Origin of the sequence: Ferrovibrio sp. (assembly GCF_035304305.1) — a bacterium.
In the GTDB taxonomy this organism is placed as follows: Bacteria; Pseudomonadota; Alphaproteobacteria; order Ferrovibrionales; family Ferrovibrionaceae; genus Ferrovibrio.
The window spans coordinates 1-15,337 of the sequence record NZ_DATGQG010000073.1 but is presented as its reverse complement, the minus strand read 5'-3'; the positions used below and the strand labels follow the sequence as shown (position 1 = coordinate 15,337).

The following is a 15,337-nucleotide window of genomic DNA, read 5'->3' as shown; positions in this document are numbered from 1 at the left end:
GCAACACGGAAAACCGCTCAGCCTATTTTTTCCAAAGACGATACCACCCTTAAGTTTACACCATCCGGCCTGCTTCATCAGCATTGGCGGATGGTTAACACCCCTATTCTTCCGTCCGCCGCGCCCGCAACTTTTGCCAGTATTCCAGACGCTTGAGGATTTCACGCTCGAATCCCCGCTCGACCGGCCGGTAATACACCTGTCGCTCCATGCCAGGGGGGAAATAGTTCTGCCCCGAGAAGCCGTCCGGGGTGTCATGGTCGTAGGCATAACCCTCGCCGTAGCCCAGCCCCTTCATCATCCTGGTCGGAGCATTGAGAATATGCATCGGTGGCGTCAGCGAACCGTTCTCACGGGCCGAGCGCTTCGCGGCCTTCTCCGCCAGATAGACGGCGTTCGACTTCGGCGCAGTCGCCAGGTAGATCACGGCCTGTGCCAGGCCGATCTCGCCTTCCGGAGAACCCAGAAAATCATACATGTCCTTGGCAGCAAGCGTCTGGACGAGCGCCTGCGGGTCGGCCATGCCAATATCCTCGGCTGCGAAGCGCACGAGGCGACGGAGAATATACAGCGGATCCTCGCCACCCGCGAGCATGCGCGCCATCCAGTAGAGAGCCGCATCGACATCCGATCCGCGCAGGGATTTGTGCAGGGCCGAGATGAGATTGTAATGCTCGTCCTGCGTCTTGTCGTAAAGCGGCGCCCGCTTCTGGAGGATTTCCGCAAGCTTTGCGGAATCCATCGGGGCAGCCGTGTCGATCGCAAAGACCTGCTCCGCAAGATTGAGGAGATAGCGGCCGTCGCCATCGGCCATGGCCCGTAGCGCTGCCCGGGCCTCGGAGGTGAGCGGAAGCGTTTTGCCTTCGATGGATTCTGCCCGCGACAACAGCGCTTCGAGCGCTTCGTCATCAAGGCGATGCAGTACGATGACGGTTGCCCGCGACAGCAATGCCGAATTCAGGGCAAAACTCGGATTCTCCGTGGTCGCACCGACCAGGACGACGGTACCGTCTTCCACATAAGGGAGGAAACCGTCCTGCTGCGCGCGATTGAAGCGATGGATCTCGTCGACGAACAAAAGGGTCGCCTGCCCCATGGCCCGCCGTTTCCGGGCTTCGTCGAACACCTTGCGGAGATCCGCCACTCCCGAAAACACAGCCGAAAGCGGTGCGAAAACCAGGCCCGTGGCATCGGCCAGCAGCCGCGCGATGGAGGTCTTTCCCGTCCCCGGCGGACCCCAGAGGATCAGGCTGGCCAGCCGCTTGTTCTGGATCATGCGGGCCAGAGGCCCCTCGCCTTTCAGCAGATGATCCTGGCCGATGACCTCGTCGAGGCTTTTCGGGCGCAGACGATCTGCGAGCGGTGCAGCCGGCGCGACTTCCATGCCGGCGGCGGCGAAAAGGGTTTCGCCGGTTCCACCCGTCTCTCCCTTGCTGCGGCTCATGCACGCACACTGAATTGCAGAAGCTGGCCGTTCCGGCGCAGCACGACGGTCCACTGGCTCGCGCCGCGCAGCAGGGAAACCAGCTCCTGAACGGTCCGGACGTCACGGCCGTTGATCTGGATGATCCGGTCGCCGCCGCGGACGCGGAAACGTTGTGCCGGCGAGCCCGGCGCGATCTCGAGAACAATCACGCCTGTCTCCAGCGTGTCGATGCCGAGCTCATCGGCAAGGGCCGGCGAGAGATTTGCCACCGTTGCCCCCGCCAATGGCTGATTGCCCCCGAGGGTCGTTACATCACGTGGTGGCGTTTCGGGCGCCTCGACCAGAGCAACGGACAGGCGCAGACGCTGTCCGCGACGCAAAACCTCGATCGTGGCCGTTTCGCCGATCCGTCGCGTGGCAATGCGGAACTTCACGCCCTGCGGATCGTTCACCTCGCGGCCATCGACGGTCAGGATGACATCGCCGGGCCGCAGGCCGGCGCGGTCCGCCGGGCCGCCCGGATACACCTCGGACACCAGCACCCCGCCGGGACGGGACAACCCGAGCCCCAGGGCAATGTCGCTGGTCACGGTTTCACCATGGGCGCCGAACCAGGGCCGCTTGATCCCTTTACCGGCCAGCGCGCTGGCCACGGTAGAAGCTACCAGATTGGACGGTATGGCGAAGCCGATGCCGATCGAGCCGCCGGACCGTGAGAAGATGGCCGTGTTGATACCGGCCAGCTTGCCGTCCATCGTCACCAATGCGCCGCCTGAATTGCCGGGGTTGATGGCGGCATCGGTCTGGATGAAGGATTGTGCATCGAGGTCGCCAACGCCGGTGCGTCCAAGTGCCGAAATGATGCCCTGCGTCACGGTCTGCCCGACGCCGAAGGGATTGCCGATCGCAACGACGAGATCGCCGACATTCAGGTCATCGGAATCCTTGAAAGGCAGAAACGGCAGGCTTTCGCCGCCTGCGTCGATCCGGAGAATGGCCAAGTCGACGCGGGAATCGGCAGCGATCAGGCTTGCCTCGAACTCTCTGCGGTCTGCCAGAGCCACAACGATCTCGGTGGCGCCTTCCACGACATGGTTGTTGGTGACAATCACCCCGTCGGCATCAATGATGACGCCAGATCCCAGCGACTGCGCGATACGCTCGCGGGTCGGCCCCTGAAACTGGTCACCGAAGAACCGCCGGAAGAACGGGTCGTTGAACAGAGGCGACTCAACGCGCTCTACCCGCCGCGTATAGACATTGACCACCGCCGGAGCCACCCGCTGCACCAGAGGGGCAAAGCTGAGCTGGATCTCGGAGCGGCTGGCGGGAACCCGCTGCTGCGCCGGTGCAACATCCGCGAATGCCGGGCCAAGCAGGACGGCTATCGCGGCAACCAAGCGGATGAGGGCGGGTGGCGTAAGCATCTGTTGCTAATAAGGATGTTTCCGAAAGGTTTTCAATAGTCGGTCTTAAAAGCCCGGTTAACGGGGTGTTCATCCTGTCGCGCCCCAAATGGCGCATCCTTGCCTCTGGGGAGACCGCCCTTGGAACACCCCCTGCTGCAGCGTCTCTACGATTACTGGAACGACAAGCGGGCCGGTAGGGCCTACCCCGGCCGGGAACAGATCGATCCGCTCGAGCTTCGCTTCATGCTGGGAAGCATCATCCTGATCGATATCGAACCCGAGCCGCTGCGCTTCCGCTACCGCCTCTTCGGCTCCGAAATCGTCCGCCGGCAGGGTTTCGACATGACGGGGAAGTATCTCGACCAGCATCCCTGGTCGGAACTGGCCGCCATGGCGAAGACTGCGTACCAGCAGGTACTTGAAACCGGCGAGCCGACCAAGATCCGCCGTAACGGCCTGATCGGCGACCAGTATGTCCGCCATGAGTCGCTGATCCTCCCGCTCGGGCATGAACGGGTCGAGATGCTGCTCATCGGCGTCGTCTTCGGACGGGCCTGAACCCGGAAAGAAAAACGGCGGCCGTTTGACGCGGCCGCCGTCCCGAAACTCGGAAATCGAAAGCCTCAGGCTGCCGCCTCGGCCTCCTCGGCGCTCTGCACCGGACCGGAATCCTTGCCCTTGGCAGCCGGATCGCGGTCAACCAGTTCGATGACCGCCAGCGGCGCCGCATCGCCATAGCGGAAGCCGGCCTTGAGCACGCGGGTGTAGCCGCCGTTTCGGCCGGCATAACGCTCGTTCAGCGTCGAGAACAGTTTGTCCACCGCCGACTTCTCGGGGATGAACGACAGCGCCTGGCGGCGCGCATGCAGGTCGCCGCGCTTGCCCAGCGTGATCAGCTTGTCCATCAGCGGCTTCAGCTCTTTCGCCTTCGGCAGCGTGGTGGTGATCTGCTCGTGCTTGATCAGCGAGGCAACCATATTGCCGAACATGGCGCGACGATGCGCGCTCGACTTGTTGAGTTTGCGGCCGGCATTGCGGTGACGCATGTCTTACTCTCCTCGATCCTTCAATTGGCGGGCAGGTCAGTACTGATCCTGCAGCTTCTTCGCCATTTCCTCGATGTTTTCCGGCGGCCAGTTTGGGACATGCATGCCAAGATGCAGACCCATCTGCGACAGGACTTCCTTGATCTCGTTCAGCGACTTGCGGCCGAAGTTCGGCGTGCGCAGCATCTCCGCCTCGGTCTTCTGGATCAGATCGCCGATGTAGACGATGTTGTCGTTCTTGAGGCAGTTGGCCGAGCGGACCGACAGCTCGAGCTCGTCGACGCGACGCAGGAGATTCGGGTTGAACTCCGGCTCGCTGGCGACCTTCTCGCGGGTTTCCGAACGCGGCTCCTCGAAGTTGATGAAGAGCTGCAGCTGGTCCTGCAGGATGCGCGCGGCATAGGCCACGGCATCTTCCGGCTTGATCGCGCCGTTGGTCTCGATCTGCATGGTCAGCTTGTCGTAGTCGAGGATCTGGCCCTCGCGGGTATTCTCGACCTTGTAGGAGACCTTGCGGACTGGGCTGTAGAGCGCATCCACCGGAATCAGGCCGATCGGCGCGTCTTCCGGACGGTTGGCCGAAGCCGGCACATAGCCCTTGCCGGTTTCGACGGTCAGTTCCATGCGGATGCTGGCGCCGGCATCGAGCGTGCAGAGGACATGATCCGGATCCATGACCTCGATGTCATGACCGGTCTCGATCATCTTGGCGGTGACCTCCACCGGACCCTGGGCATTCAGGTGCATGCGCTTCGGACCTTCGCCATGCATCTTGAGCGCCATCGACTTGATGTTCAGGACGATGTCGGTGACGTCTTCACGGACGCCGGCGATGGAAGAGAATTCATGCAGCACGCCGTCGATCTTGATCGACGTGACGGCAGCGCCCTGCAGCGAAGACAGCAGCACCCGCCGCAGCGCATTGCCAAGCGTCAGACCGAAGCCACGCTCCAGCGGTTCGGCAACAATGGTCGCGGTCCGGCCCGGCACGGCGCCCGGCTCGATAACCAGTTTGTTGGGCTTGATCAGATCGGTCCAATTCTTCTGGATCACCTGTAACCTCGTTCGGTTGCGGCGGGCGCGGCACTCCGCCTAGACCACCTCGGGTGCGGCAACGGCCGCCCCCGTAATTGCGTGGTGGCGGCCGGCCGCATTGTTCATACTTGCGCCGTCTGGGCGGCGCACGGCATCGTCAGATGCGACGCCGCTTCGGCGGACGGCAGCCGTTATGCGGGATCGGCGTAACGTCACGGATGCTGGTAATGACAAAGCCGACGGCCTGCAGGGCGCGCAGGGCCGATTCACGACCCGAACCCGGCCCCTTCACTTCCACCTCGAGGGTGCGGACGCCGTGCTCGGCGGCGCGGCGGCCGGCAACGTCAGCCGCGACCTGGGCGGCATACGGGGTCGACTTGCGCGAGCCCTTGAAGCCCTGGCTGCCGGCCGACGACCAGGCGATCGTGTTGCCCTGAGCGTCGGTAATGGTGATCATCGTGTTGTTGAAGGAAGCATTCACGTGCGCGACGGCAGAGGTGATGTTCTTCTTTTCCTTGCGCCGGGGGCGCGCGGCCTTGTCCTTGACCATGAGTTCCTACAGTCCTTCGAAAACGGCGTATGGTTTAGCGGGTTGCCTTCTTCTTGCCGGCAATGGCAACCGCCTTGCCCTTGCGGGTGCGGGCATTGGTATGGGTGCGCTGGCCGCGCACCGGCAGGCCCTTGCGATGGCGCAGACCGCGGTAGCAGCCCAGGTCCATCAGGCGCTTGATGTTCATCGCGACCTCGCGGCGGAGGTCACCCTCGACCTTGTAATCGCGGTCGATCGTCTCGCGGATCTGCAGCACTTCGGCATCGGTCAGCTCGTTGACCCGACGCTCGGCCGGCAGGCCGACCTTGTCGCAGATTTCCTTCGCCTTCACCGGGCCAATGCCATAGATGTAGGTGAGTGCAATCACGACCCGCTTGTTGGTCGGGATGTTCACGCCAGCAATACGCGCCACGCCTTTTCTCCTCGAATCACACGTCCCGCTGGGCGGAACGATCAACTTGGGCAACCATCGGCAAAGCGAAACCCAACGAAGTCAGAGACTTACGTTAAGTTCCGCTATCCGTTTTCCTGCTCGCGCCCTTAGCCCAAGGGGCGCGATTATAGAAACTCTTCTCACTCCGTCAACTACTTAAACGGCCTCAAAGGGTGGCCAACACACCCTCGATCTGCCGCGTAACCTCATCAATATCCGCCATCCCGTCGACCTGCCGCAGGATGCCCCGTCCCTCATAATAGGGCAGCAGGGGCGCCGTTTGCTCATGGTAGGCCTTGAGCCGGGATACCACCGTCTCCGCTTTGTCATCAGCCCGGCGGGTGAATTCGGTGCTGCCACAGACGTCGCAGACCCCGGGGGTCTTCGGCTGCTTGAAGCTGTCGTGATAGCCAGTTCCACACTTGGCGCACGTGAAACGGCCGGTGATCCGTTCGACCAGCACGCTGTCGTTCACCTTCATTTCGATGACGGCGTCGAGCTTCAGCTTCCGCTCGGCCAGCATCTTGTCGAGCGCCTCGGCCTGCCTGGTGGTGCGCGGGAAGCCGTCCAGGATGAAGCCCTTGCGGCAATCCGGCTGGTCGATCCGGTCGGCGATGATCCCGACCACGATCTCGTCGGAAACCAGGCCGCCGGCATCCATGACGGCCTTCGCCTTCAGGCCGGTTGCCGTACCTGCCTTGACCGCGGCGCGCAGCATGTCGCCCGTGGACAGCTGGACCAGACCGTGATTGGTGGTCAGACGCTGGGCCTGGGTGCCCTTGCCGGCTCCCGGCGGTCCGAGCAGGATCAGCCTCATTTCCGTGCCCCCCTCAGCTTGGCCTTCTTGATCAGGCCCTCATACTGGTGGGCCAGCAGATGCGACTGGATCTGCGCCACCGTATCCATGGTGACGCTGACCACGATCAGCAGCGACGTGCCGCCGAAATAGAACGGCACCGAATACTGCGAGATCAGGATTTCCGGCAGCAGACAGACCGCGGCGACATAGACGGCGCCGACCACCGTCAGGCGGGTCAGCACGTAATCGAAATACTCCGCCGTGCGCTGGCCCGGACGGATGCCCGGAACGAAGCCGCCATGTTTCTTCAGATTGTCCGCGGTATCGTTGGGGTTAAAGACCACAGAGGTGTAGAAGAAGCAGAAGAAAATGATCAGGGCGACGTAGGTCACCATGTAGAGTGGCTGGCCGTGGCCGAGCAGCGTGGTGATCGTCGTGATCCATTCCGGCGCACCCGACTGGGCGGTGAACTGCGCGATCGTCACCGGCATCAGCAGCAGCGAAGACGCGAAGATCGGCGGAATGACGCCCGAAGTATTCAGTTTCAGCGGCAGATGCGAGGATTCGCCGCCGAACATCCGCTGGCCGACCTGCCGTTTGGGATACTGCACCAGGATCCGGCGCTGGGCACGCTCCATGAAGACGATGAAGGTGATGACCGCAACCATCAGCACCAGCAGGATCAGGATAAAGAAGGTGCTGAGTGCGCCGGTACGGCCGAGCTCCAGGGTGGCGACCATGGCGCTCGGCAGTTCGGCGATGATGCCGGCGAAGATGATTAGCGAGATGCCCTGGCCGACGCCGCGCTGGGTGATCTGCTCGCCGAGCCACATGAGGAACATGGTGCCGCCGGTCAGGGTCACGACGGTGACGAGCCGGAAGAACATGCCCGGATCAATCACGGCGCTGCCGCGGCTGCCCGTCATGCCTTCCAGGCCGACCGCGATGCCATAAGCCTGGATCGCCGCGAGAAAGACGGTTCCGTAGCGGGTATACTGGTTCAGCTTCTTGCGACCGGTCTCGCCCTCCTTCTTCAGCGCTTCCAGATGCGGCGAAACCGCCGTCAGCAGCTGAACGATAATGGAGGCCGAGATATAGGGCATGATGTTGAGCGCGAAGATGGTCATGCGCGCAAGCGCGCCACCCGCGAACACGTTGAACATGCCAAGGATACCGCCGGCCTGCTGGCGGAAGATGTCCGCCATGATCTGCGGATCGATACCGGGCAGCGGGATATAGGTACCGAGGCGGTAAACGATCAGTGCGCCGATCGTGAACCAGATGCGCTTCTTCAATTCGGTCGCTTTGGCAAAGGCCCCAAGATTGAGGCTAGCCGCCATGCGTTCCGCTGCCGATGCCATGTCTGTCCTTAATCCGACCGCTTGACTGTTCAGTAAGGCCGACGGGGCTAACGCCCCGCCGCCCGAAACACAACCTTACTTCTTCTTGCCCTTGGGCTTCTCCGCCTTGGCGGCGGTTTCGGCTTTCGGCGGAACCAGGACGGTAATGCTGCCACCGGCCTTTTCAACGGCAGCCTTGGCCGAGGCCGAGGCACCGGTCACCGTGATGTTAACCTTCGCCTTCAGCTCACCCGTGCCGAGCAGGCGGATACCGCCCGCCGTGCGCGAGCAGAGGCCGGCCTTCTTCAGCACCGCCTCGTCGATCGGCTGTGCGGCATCGATCTTCTTCTTGTCGATAGCAGCCTGCAGGCGGCCGATGTTCACGGCCTCCGTGGTCGACGGATGGAGCGGATTGAAGCCGCGCTTCGGCAGACGGCGGTAGATCGGGGTCTGGCCGCCTTCGAAGCCGTTGATGCTCACGCCGGTGCGGGCCTTCTGACCCTTGACGCCACGGCCGGAGGTCTTGCCCTTGCCCGAGCCGATGCCGCGGCCGACGCGCATGCGTTCCTTGCGGGCGCCTGGATTGTCGGCAATCTGATTGAGACGCATATTCCTAACCCTTCCGCACGGCCGGCAGAGCCGGCCTTAAACTTCAGCCTACCTGGACCAGATGGGCCACCTTGGCGATCATGCCCCGCACCGAAGGGGTGTCCTCCAGCTCACGCGACTGATGCAGCTTGCGCAATCCCAGTCCAACAAGCGTGGCCTGCTGGTCTGCGGTGCGCTTGTGGGCCGACCTCACCCAGGTGACCTTGACGGTAGCGCCGGCCTTCTTGGCCGTCTTCTTCGCCGTGGCCATGTGACTTACTCCTCGGTCTCGGGACGGCGGCCAAGGATATCGGCCACCTTCTTGCCGCGCTTGGCGGCAATATGACGGGGCGAGTTCAGGCCCTGCAGGGCCGCGAAGGTCGCCTTCACCATGTTGTGCGGGTTGGACGAACCAAGCGACTTGGTCACCACGTCCGCAACGCCCAGCGTTTCGAACACCGCGCGCATCGGACCGCCGGCGATGATGCCGGTGCCCGGAGGCGCGGTACGCAGCACGACCTTGCCGGCGCCATGACGGCCTTCGATGTCGTGATGCAGCGTGCGGCCTTCGCGCAGGTTGACGCGGATCAGGTTGCGCTTGGCATGTTCGGTCGCCTTGCGGATCGCCTCGGGGACCTCGCGGGCCTTGCCCGAACCATAGCCGACGCGGCCCTTCTGGTCGCCCACGACAACGAGAGCGGCGAAGCCGAAGCGCCGACCACCCTTCACCACCTTGGCGACGCGATTGATGCTGACCAGCTTGTCGACGAGTTCGTTTTCGCCGCGCTCGCGATCGCCACCGCGCTCGCCGCGATGCTCGCCCCGTTCAGCCCGTTGAGTAGCAGCCATCGTACCCAGACCTTTCTCAGAAACTCAGACCGTTTTCGCGAGCCGCCTCGGCGAGCGCCTTGATGCGCCCGTGATAGAGGTAGGCTCCGCGGTCGAAGATCACTTCGGTGACGCCGGCGGCCTTGGCGCGCTCGGCGATCAGCTTGCCGACTTCGGACGCCGCCTTGGTGTCGGCGCCGGTCTTCAGCGAGCTGCGCAGGGCCTCTTCCAGCGAAGAGGCGGCAGCCAGGGTCACACCCTTCGTGTCGTCGATCACCTGCGCATAGATATAGCGCGAGGACCGATGCACGCTCAGACGCGGGCGACCATGGGCGGAGGCGCGGATCTTGGTCCGATTCCGCTCCTTGCGGCGCGCATTCAGCGCGTTCAGGCGAGTCTTGATGCTCATTCCGGCATTCCTTACTTCTTCTTGCCTTCCTTGCGCAGGATGGTCTCGTCGCTGTACTTGATGCCCTTGCCCTTGTACGGCTCGGGCGGCCTGACTGCACGGATCTCCGCGGCGACCTGGCCGACCAGCTGACGATCCGCCCCGGTGATCTTGATCGAGGTGGGCTTCTCCACCTTGATCTCGATACCCGCCGGGATCGGATAAATCACTTCATGGCTGTAGCCCATGTTCAGCTGCAGGTTCTTGCCCTGCATCGCCGCACGCAGACCGACGCCGTTGATCTCGAGCTCGCGGGTGAAACCGTCCTTGACGCCCTTCACCAGATTGCTCACCAGGGTCCGCTGCATGCCCCACATGGAACGCGAGCGGCGGTTGGCCTGGCGCGGCTTGACCGTGATCTTGCCGTCCGCCATCTCGACCGAGAGATCGTCGACGACGGTGAGCTTGAGCTCACCCTTCGGGCCCTTGGCAGTCAGGGTCTGGCCAGCCAGCTGGACCTGAACGCCCTGGGGCACCACTACCGGATGTTTGCCAATACGGGACATCGGTAAACTCCTTAGAACACGCGGCAGAGGACTTCGCCGCCGACATTGGCGTTGCGAGCCTCGGCATCCGACATCACGCCGCGCGGGGTCGACAGGATCGAGATACCCATGCCGCCGCGCACCTTGCCGAGGTCGGCGATCGCCGAATAGACGCGACGGCCAGGCTTCGACACGCGGTCGATCGCCTTGATGACCGGCTCACCCTCGTAATACTTCAGCTCGATGCTGAGGTTGCGCTTGTTGCCGTCCTCAATCACTTCGTAGCCGCGGATATAGCCTTCCTTCTTGAGGACCTCGAGCACGTTCATACGCAGCTTCGAGGCCGGGCAAGCGATGGTGGTCTTGCCCGCCTGCTGACCATTGCGGATGCGGGTCAGCATATCGCCAAGGGGATCGGTGAGAGCCATGCCCCTGTCCTCCTTACCAGCTCGACTTGACCATGCCGGGGATCTGGCCACTGGAGGCCAGTTCACGCAGCATGTTGCGCGAAAGTTTCAGCTTGCGATAAACGGCGCGGGGGCGGCCGGTCAGTTCGCAGCGGTTGCGTACGCGGATCTGGGCAGAGTTGCGCGGCAGCTCGGCCAGCTTCAGGGCAGCCTCGAAGCGCTCCTCCGGTGTCGCCGTCTTGCTCTTCACGACAGCCTTCAGCCTGTTGCGCTTGGCCGCGAACTGCGCGGCCATCTTCTGACGCCGCTTGTTCTTTTCGACAGAACTCGTCTTCGCCATTAAGCGATCCTTTCTCGGCTCAGTTGATGAACGGCATACGGAAACCGGCCAGCAGGGCCTTGGCTTCCTCGTCCGTCTTCGCCGTGGTGCAGATAATGATGTCCATGCCGCGTACGGTTTCGACCTTGTCGTAGTTGATCTCCGGGAAGATCAGCTGCTCCTTGAGTCCGAGCGCGTAGTTGCCGCGACCGTCAAAGCTCTTGCCATTGACGCCGCGGAAGTCGCGCACACGCGGCAGCGCGATGTTGATCAGCCGGTCGAGGAACTCGTACATCTGCTCGCGGCGCAGCGTCACCTTGCAGCCGATCGCCTGGCCTTCGCGCAGCTTGAAGTTCGCGATCGCCTTGCGGGCCCGGGTGGTCACCGGCTTCTGGCCGGTGATGGCGGCCAGCTCGGCAACCGCCGCCTGGACCTTCTTGGAGTCCTGGGCCGCTTCGCCGACACCCATATTGATGACGATCTTCTCGATCTTCGGCACTTCCATCGGGTTCTTGTAGCCGAACTTCTCGATCAGCTGCTTGCGAACCTGATTGTCATAAATCTCTTTCATGCGGGGGGTGGGCATCCCAGCCTCCATCAACGGTCGATGACTTCGCCGGAGCGCTTGGCAAAGCGCACCTTGCGGCCGTCATCCAGGAACTTGAAGCCAACGCGGGTCGGCTTGCCGTCCTTCGGATCGGCATGCATCACGTTGGAAATGTGAATCGGCGCCTCGCGCTCTTCAATGCCACCGGCACCGGTGCGGCTCGGCTTGACGTGCTTGGTCACCTTGTTTGCGCCGGCAACCACGACACGGCTGGTGACGCGGTCCACGCGCAGCACCTCACCCGTCGCACCCTTCGAGCGACCGGTGATGACGACCACCTTGTCGCCCTTCTTGATCTTCAGCTTCTCGGCCATGGCTCAGAGCACCTCCGGCGCCAGCGAAATGATTTTCATATGGCCCTTGGAGCGCAGTTCGCGGGTCACCGGGCCAAAGATGCGGGTGCCAATCGGCTCCTGCTGCTTGTTGATGAGCACGGCGGCATTGGTATCAAAGCGGATCGCGCTGCCATCGGGGCGGCGGATCTCCTTCGCCGTGCGGACGATGACGGCACGATGCACGTCACCCTTCTTCACGCGGCCGCGCGGAATCGCATCCTTTACGGACACGACGATCACGTCGCCAACCTGCGCAGTCTTGCGCTTGGAGCCGCCCAGCACCTTGATGCACTGGACTCGGCGTGCACCGGAGTTATCGGCGACGTCGAGATTGGTTTCCACCTGGATCATTGGACCTGTACCTCGCTACTGTTCCGGTGTCTTCAGGAGGCAGCGCCGAGAACGACCCAGCGCTTCAGCTTCGAAATAGGCCGCGCTTCCTCGATCCGGACGATATCGCCTTCCTTGTGGGCATTCTGCTCATCATGGGCGTGATACTTCTTCGAACGCCGGATGAACTTCTTGTAGACAGGGTCCATGATCCGGCGCTCGACCTTCACCACGACGGTCTTGTCGCCCTTGCTGCTGACCACGACGCCCTGCAGTACACGCTTAGACATCTTGCTCTCCTTACGACCGCTTGACGCCGGCCTGCTGGCGCAGGGCGGAACGCACACGGGCGATGTCGCGGCGGACATGGGTCACGCGCGCGGTATTCTCCAACTGACCAGTCGCCTTCTGGAAGCGCAGGTTGAACTGCTCCTTCTTCAGATCGGCGAGCTTGGCAGTCAGCTCGTCCTTGGTCTTACCGACCAGTTCGGCAGCCTTCATGATTATGCTCCCTCACCCAGACGGGTGATGACCTTGGTGCGGATCGGCAGCTTGGCGGCGCCCAGGATGAACGCCTCCTTGGCAAGCGCGGCCGGAATGCCGTCCAGCTCGAACATGACGCGGCCCGGCTTGATGCGGCACACCCACAATTCCGGCGAACCCTTGCCCGAGCCCATGCGGACTTCGGCCGGCTTCTTCGACACCGGCACGTCCGGGAAGACGCGGATCCACATACGCCCCTGGCGCTTGATGTGGCGGGTGATCGCGCGGCGAGCCGCCTCGATCTGACGCGCGGTTACACGCGCCGGCTCCATGGCCTTCAGGCCGTAGGCGCCGAAATTCAGATCGGTGCCGCCCTTGGCGACGCCCTTGATGCGGCCCTTAAAGGCCTTGCGGAACTTGGTACGCTTCGGTTGCAACATCTCTCGTTACTCCCGGATCAGCCCTGACGGCCGCCCTGATGGCCCTGAGCCTGATCGGCCAGGCGCTTGTCCTGGGCCATCGGGTCATGCGCCAGAATTTCACCCTTGAACACCCAAACCTTCACGCCGCAGGTGCCATACGCGGTCTTCGCGGTGGCACGGGCGAAGTCGACATCGGCGCGCAGGGTATGCAGCGGCACGCGGCCCTCGCGATACCATTCCACGCGGGCGATTTCCGCACCGCCCAGACGGCCGCCGCAGTTGATGCGGATGCCGCCGGCGCCCAGACGCATCGCCGACTGGACGGCGCGCTTCATGGCACGACGGAACGCGACGCGGCGCTCGAGCTGCTGGGCGATGTTCTCGGCCACCAGCTTGGCGTCGAGTTCCGGCTTGCGGATTTCGACGATGTTCAGATGCACTTCCGACTTGGTCATCTTGGCCAGATCGGAACGCAGCTTCTCGATGTCGGCGCCCTTCTTGCCGATCACCACGCCCGGACGTGCCGAGTGGATGGTGATGCGGGCCTTCTTGGCAGGCCGCTCGATCACGATGCGGGCGACGCCGGCCTGGGCCAGGCGCTGCTCGAGGTATTTACGGATCTCCAGATCCTCGTGCAGCAGATCGGCATACTCCTTGTCATTCGCGAACCAGCGCGAATCCCAGGTGCGATTGATGCCGAGACGGAGCCCGACCGGATTGACTTTCTGACCCATTACGCCTGCTCCCCGCTCTGCTGTGCCTCGGCCGGCTTCGACTTCGCAGTCTTGCCCTTCGCCTTCGGCGCCGGAGCTTTCTTCTCTTCCTCGCGCTCGCGCACCACAATGGTCAGGTGGCTGAACGGCTTCAAAATCCTCGCGCCGCGGCCGCGGGCGCGGGCATGGAAACGCCGCATCACCAGGCCCTTGCCGACGCTGGCCTCGGCGACGACCAGACGGTCGACGTCGAGCTGATGATTATTCTCGGCATTGGCGATCGCCGACTGCAGTACCTTGCGCACATCCTTGGCGATGCGACGCTTGGAGAAGGTCAGTTCCGAGAGAGCCGCCTCGACCCGCTTGCCGCGGATCAGACCTGCCACCAGACCGAGTTTCCGCGGGCTGACCCGGATGTTCCGCCCAACGGCCATCGCCTCGTTTTCGCCAAGGCGGGATTCGCGTGCCTGCTTACCCATGGCTACTTCTTCGCCTTCTTGTCGGAGGTGTGGCCGTGGAAGGTGCGGGTCGGCGCGAACTCGCCGAGCTTATGCCCCACCATTTCCTCGGTCACCAGCACCGGGATGAACTTGTTGCCGTTATGCACGCCGAAGGTCAGGCCGACGAACTGCGGCATGATCGTCGAGCGGCGCGACCAGGTCTTGATGACCTCCTTGCGACCCGACGATGCGACCTTGTCGGCCTTGTTCAGCAGATACCCGTCTACGAACGGGCCTTTCCAGACAGAACGTGTCACGATCTACCTCCTAGCCCGATCAGCTGTGCTTGCCCGACGGGCGGCGGCGCAGAATCATGCCCTGCGTCCGCTTGTTGTTACGCGTGCGCTTACCCTTGGTGTTCTGGCCCCACGGGGTCACCGGATGGCGACCGCCCGAGGTACGACCCTCACCACCACCATGCGGGTGATCGATCGGGTTCATCGCTACGCCGCGCACGGTCGGGCGGATGCCCAGCCAGCGCTTGCGACCCGCCTTGCCCAGCTTGGTGTTCTGGTTGTCGGGGTTCGAAACCGCACCGATGGTGGCCATGCATTCGGCCTGCACCAGACGCTGCTCGCCCGAGGTCAGACGCAGCAGGGCCATGCCCTGGTCCTTGCCGACCAGCTGCACGAAGCTGCCGGCCGAACGCGCCATCTGGCCGCCCTTGCCCGGCTTCATCTCCACATTGTGGATGATGGTGCCGACCGGGATCGACTTCATGGGCATGGCGTTGCCCGGCTTGATGTCGGCCTTCTCGCCCGACACCACACGGTCGCCGACCTTCAGACGCTGCGGCGCCAGGATGTAGGCGAGCTCGCCGTCATCGTACTTGAT

Annotated in this window: 26 protein-coding genes; 1 reads left to right on the top strand and 25 read right to left on the bottom strand. The window is 63.2% G+C overall.

Annotation, left to right across the window (positions count from 1 at the left end; translation table 11 throughout):
* Window positions 1-103 precede the first annotated feature (103 nt).
* Both VKZ87_RS09360 and VKZ87_RS09355 read right to left on the bottom strand, forming a co-directional pair.
* A complete protein-coding gene (locus VKZ87_RS09360; protein WP_324221005.1) occupies window positions 104-1,384 on the bottom strand; it encodes a replication-associated recombination protein A in 1,281 nt (426 codons plus the stop codon).
* 56 nt (window positions 1,385-1,440) lie between these two features.
* Window positions 1,441-2,853 carry a DegQ family serine endoprotease gene (locus VKZ87_RS09355; RefSeq protein ID WP_324220985.1) on the bottom strand — a complete coding sequence of 471 codons (1,413 nt, stop codon included), beginning with the start codon at window positions 2,851-2,853 and terminating at the stop codon, window positions 1,441-1,443.
* Window positions 2,854-2,973: 120 nt separating this feature from the next.
* Here VKZ87_RS09355 and VKZ87_RS09350 point away from each other — a divergent pair, with 120 nt between their 5' ends.
* A complete protein-coding gene (locus tag VKZ87_RS09350) occupies window positions 2,974-3,393 on the top strand; it encodes a PAS domain-containing protein (protein ID WP_324220984.1) in 420 nt (139 codons plus the stop codon).
* Between the two features lie 65 nt (window positions 3,394-3,458).
* Here the strand turns inward: VKZ87_RS09350 and rplQ are convergent, their stop codons facing one another.
* The 23 genes from rplQ to rplB form a co-directional block, all read right to left on the bottom strand.
* Window positions 3,459-3,881: a 50S ribosomal protein L17 gene (gene rplQ / locus VKZ87_RS09345; protein WP_324220983.1), complete on the bottom strand. Its 423-nt coding sequence runs from the start codon at window positions 3,879-3,881 to the stop codon at window positions 3,459-3,461.
* Between the two features lie 36 nt (window positions 3,882-3,917).
* Window positions 3,918-4,934, bottom strand: a complete 1,017-nt coding sequence (locus tag VKZ87_RS09340) for a DNA-directed RNA polymerase subunit alpha (RefSeq protein ID WP_324220982.1) — start codon at window positions 4,932-4,934, stop codon at window positions 3,918-3,920.
* 139 nt (window positions 4,935-5,073) lie between these two features.
* On the bottom strand, window positions 5,074-5,466 hold the full coding sequence (gene rpsK, locus VKZ87_RS09335; RefSeq protein WP_298727782.1) for a 30S ribosomal protein S11: 393 nt from the start codon (window positions 5,464-5,466) through the stop codon (window positions 5,074-5,076).
* Between the two features lie 34 nt (window positions 5,467-5,500).
* A complete protein-coding gene (gene rpsM, locus VKZ87_RS09330; RefSeq protein ID WP_324220981.1) occupies window positions 5,501-5,878 on the bottom strand; it encodes a 30S ribosomal protein S13 in 378 nt (125 codons plus the stop codon).
* A 187-nt stretch (window positions 5,879-6,065) separates the two neighbouring features.
* The gene (locus VKZ87_RS09325; protein WP_324220980.1) at window positions 6,066-6,716 is read right to left on the bottom strand and encodes an adenylate kinase; all 651 of its coding nucleotides are present in this window, start codon (window positions 6,714-6,716) and stop codon (window positions 6,066-6,068) included.
* The gene (gene secY, locus VKZ87_RS09320) at window positions 6,713-8,059 is read right to left on the bottom strand and encodes a preprotein translocase subunit SecY (RefSeq protein WP_324220979.1); all 1,347 of its coding nucleotides are present in this window, start codon (window positions 8,057-8,059) and stop codon (window positions 6,713-6,715) included. Before secY ends, VKZ87_RS09325 begins: the two co-directional genes overlap by 4 nt.
* 75 nt (window positions 8,060-8,134) lie before the next feature.
* Window positions 8,135-8,647 carry a 50S ribosomal protein L15 gene (gene rplO / locus VKZ87_RS09315; protein WP_324220978.1) on the bottom strand — a complete coding sequence of 171 codons (513 nt, stop codon included), beginning with the start codon at window positions 8,645-8,647 and terminating at the stop codon, window positions 8,135-8,137.
* Window positions 8,648-8,690: 43 nt separating this feature from the next.
* Window positions 8,691-8,897, bottom strand: coding sequence for a 50S ribosomal protein L30 (rpmD, locus tag VKZ87_RS09310; RefSeq protein WP_324220977.1), 207 nt, complete (start codon window positions 8,895-8,897; stop codon window positions 8,691-8,693).
* A gap of 5 nt (window positions 8,898-8,902) precedes the next feature.
* On the bottom strand, window positions 8,903-9,475 hold the full coding sequence (gene rpsE, locus VKZ87_RS09305) for a 30S ribosomal protein S5 (RefSeq protein WP_324220976.1): 573 nt from the start codon (window positions 9,473-9,475) through the stop codon (window positions 8,903-8,905).
* A 16-nt stretch (window positions 9,476-9,491) separates the two neighbouring features.
* Entirely contained in the window at window positions 9,492-9,863 is a 372-nt protein-coding gene (rplR, locus tag VKZ87_RS09300; protein WP_324220975.1) for a 50S ribosomal protein L18, read from the bottom strand.
* 11 nt (window positions 9,864-9,874) lie between these two features.
* Entirely contained in the window at window positions 9,875-10,408 is a 534-nt protein-coding gene (gene rplF / locus VKZ87_RS09295) for a 50S ribosomal protein L6 (protein ID WP_324220974.1), read from the bottom strand.
* An 11-nt stretch (window positions 10,409-10,419) separates the two neighbouring features.
* Window positions 10,420-10,815, bottom strand: a complete 396-nt coding sequence (rpsH, locus tag VKZ87_RS09290; protein WP_324220973.1) for a 30S ribosomal protein S8 — start codon at window positions 10,813-10,815, stop codon at window positions 10,420-10,422.
* A 13-nt stretch (window positions 10,816-10,828) separates the two neighbouring features.
* Window positions 10,829-11,134, bottom strand: coding sequence for a 30S ribosomal protein S14 (gene rpsN / locus VKZ87_RS09285; RefSeq protein ID WP_324220972.1), 306 nt, complete (start codon window positions 11,132-11,134; stop codon window positions 10,829-10,831).
* Between the two features lie 19 nt (window positions 11,135-11,153).
* Window positions 11,154-11,684: a 50S ribosomal protein L5 gene (rplE, locus tag VKZ87_RS09280; protein WP_324220971.1), complete on the bottom strand. Its 531-nt coding sequence runs from the start codon at window positions 11,682-11,684 to the stop codon at window positions 11,154-11,156.
* Window positions 11,685-11,710: 26 nt separating this feature from the next.
* The gene (gene rplX, locus VKZ87_RS09275) at window positions 11,711-12,034 is read right to left on the bottom strand and encodes a 50S ribosomal protein L24 (RefSeq protein WP_324220970.1); all 324 of its coding nucleotides are present in this window, start codon (window positions 12,032-12,034) and stop codon (window positions 11,711-11,713) included.
* 3 nt (window positions 12,035-12,037) lie between these two features.
* On the bottom strand, window positions 12,038-12,406 hold the full coding sequence (gene rplN / locus VKZ87_RS09270; RefSeq protein WP_324220969.1) for a 50S ribosomal protein L14: 369 nt from the start codon (window positions 12,404-12,406) through the stop codon (window positions 12,038-12,040).
* A 32-nt stretch (window positions 12,407-12,438) separates the two neighbouring features.
* Window positions 12,439-12,675 (bottom strand): 30S ribosomal protein S17, encoded by a 237-nt coding sequence (rpsQ, locus tag VKZ87_RS09265; protein ID WP_324220968.1) that lies wholly within the window; start codon window positions 12,673-12,675, stop codon window positions 12,439-12,441.
* A gap of 10 nt (window positions 12,676-12,685) precedes the next feature.
* Entirely contained in the window at window positions 12,686-12,886 is a 201-nt protein-coding gene (gene rpmC, locus VKZ87_RS09260) for a 50S ribosomal protein L29 (RefSeq protein WP_324220967.1), read from the bottom strand.
* A 2-nt stretch (window positions 12,887-12,888) separates the two neighbouring features.
* Window positions 12,889-13,308, bottom strand: a complete 420-nt coding sequence (gene rplP / locus VKZ87_RS09255; RefSeq protein WP_324220966.1) for a 50S ribosomal protein L16 — start codon at window positions 13,306-13,308, stop codon at window positions 12,889-12,891.
* Window positions 13,309-13,325: 17 nt separating this feature from the next.
* Complete coding sequence (gene rpsC, locus VKZ87_RS09250) at window positions 13,326-14,024, bottom strand: 30S ribosomal protein S3 (protein ID WP_324220965.1); 699 nt, start codon at window positions 14,022-14,024, stop codon at window positions 13,326-13,328.
* On the bottom strand, window positions 14,024-14,482 hold the full coding sequence (gene rplV / locus VKZ87_RS09245; protein ID WP_324220964.1) for a 50S ribosomal protein L22: 459 nt from the start codon (window positions 14,480-14,482) through the stop codon (window positions 14,024-14,026). Before rplV ends, rpsC begins: the two co-directional genes overlap by 1 nt.
* A gap of 2 nt (window positions 14,483-14,484) precedes the next feature.
* Window positions 14,485-14,760 carry a 30S ribosomal protein S19 gene (rpsS, locus tag VKZ87_RS09240; protein WP_324220963.1) on the bottom strand — a complete coding sequence of 92 codons (276 nt, stop codon included), beginning with the start codon at window positions 14,758-14,760 and terminating at the stop codon, window positions 14,485-14,487.
* Between the two features lie 19 nt (window positions 14,761-14,779).
* Window positions 14,780-15,337: 50S ribosomal protein L2 (gene rplB / locus VKZ87_RS09235; RefSeq protein ID WP_324220962.1), on the bottom strand; the 558-nt coding region annotated here is incomplete at its 5' end.

Excerpts from the sequence above, each read along its gene's own strand:
- VKZ87_RS09360 (WP_324221005.1), bottom strand. The coding sequence starts at position 1,384 with ATGGAAGTCGCGCCGGCTGCACCGCTCGCAGATCGTCTGCGCCCGAAA.
- VKZ87_RS09355 (WP_324220985.1), bottom strand. The coding sequence starts at position 2,853 with ATGCTTACGCCACCCGCCCTCATCCGCTTGGTTGCCGCGATAGCCGTC.
- rplQ (WP_324220983.1), bottom strand. The coding sequence starts at position 3,881 with ATGCGTCACCGCAATGCCGGCCGCAAACTCAACAAGTCGAGCGCGCAT.
- rpsK (WP_298727782.1), bottom strand. The coding sequence starts at position 5,466 with ATGGTCAAGGACAAGGCCGCGCGCCCCCGGCGCAAGGAAAAGAAGAAC.
- VKZ87_RS09325 (WP_324220980.1), bottom strand. The coding sequence starts at position 6,716 with ATGAGGCTGATCCTGCTCGGACCGCCGGGAGCCGGCAAGGGCACCCAG.
- secY (WP_324220979.1), bottom strand. The coding sequence starts at position 8,059 with ATGGCATCGGCAGCGGAACGCATGGCGGCTAGCCTCAATCTTGGGGCC.
- rplO (WP_324220978.1), bottom strand. The coding sequence starts at position 8,647 with ATGCGTCTCAATCAGATTGCCGACAATCCAGGCGCCCGCAAGGAACGC.
- rpmD (WP_324220977.1), bottom strand. The coding sequence starts at position 8,897 with ATGGCCACGGCGAAGAAGACGGCCAAGAAGGCCGGCGCTACCGTCAAG.
- rpsE (WP_324220976.1), bottom strand. The coding sequence starts at position 9,475 with ATGGCTGCTACTCAACGGGCTGAACGGGGCGAGCATCGCGGCGAGCGC.
- rplR (WP_324220975.1), bottom strand. The coding sequence starts at position 9,863 with ATGAGCATCAAGACTCGCCTGAACGCGCTGAATGCGCGCCGCAAGGAG.
- rplF (WP_324220974.1), bottom strand. The coding sequence starts at position 10,408 with ATGTCCCGTATTGGCAAACATCCGGTAGTGGTGCCCCAGGGCGTTCAG.
- rpsH (WP_324220973.1), bottom strand. The coding sequence starts at position 10,815 with ATGGCTCTCACCGATCCCCTTGGCGATATGCTGACCCGCATCCGCAAT.
- rpsN (WP_324220972.1), bottom strand. The coding sequence starts at position 11,134 with ATGGCGAAGACGAGTTCTGTCGAAAAGAACAAGCGGCGTCAGAAGATG.
- rplE (WP_324220971.1), bottom strand. The coding sequence starts at position 11,684 with ATGAAAGAGATTTATGACAATCAGGTTCGCAAGCAGCTGATCGAGAAG.
- rplX (WP_324220970.1), bottom strand. The coding sequence starts at position 12,034 with ATGGCCGAGAAGCTGAAGATCAAGAAGGGCGACAAGGTGGTCGTCATC.
- rplN (WP_324220969.1), bottom strand. The coding sequence starts at position 12,406 with ATGATCCAGGTGGAAACCAATCTCGACGTCGCCGATAACTCCGGTGCA.
- rpsQ (WP_324220968.1), bottom strand. The coding sequence starts at position 12,675 with ATGTCTAAGCGTGTACTGCAGGGCGTCGTGGTCAGCAGCAAGGGCGAC.
- rpmC (WP_324220967.1), bottom strand. The coding sequence starts at position 12,886 with ATGAAGGCTGCCGAACTGGTCGGTAAGACCAAGGACGAGCTGACTGCC.
- rplP (WP_324220966.1), bottom strand. The coding sequence starts at position 13,308 with ATGTTGCAACCGAAGCGTACCAAGTTCCGCAAGGCCTTTAAGGGCCGC.
- rpsC (WP_324220965.1), bottom strand. The coding sequence starts at position 14,024 with ATGGGTCAGAAAGTCAATCCGGTCGGGCTCCGTCTCGGCATCAATCGC.
- rplV (WP_324220964.1), bottom strand. The coding sequence starts at position 14,482 with ATGGGTAAGCAGGCACGCGAATCCCGCCTTGGCGAAAACGAGGCGATG.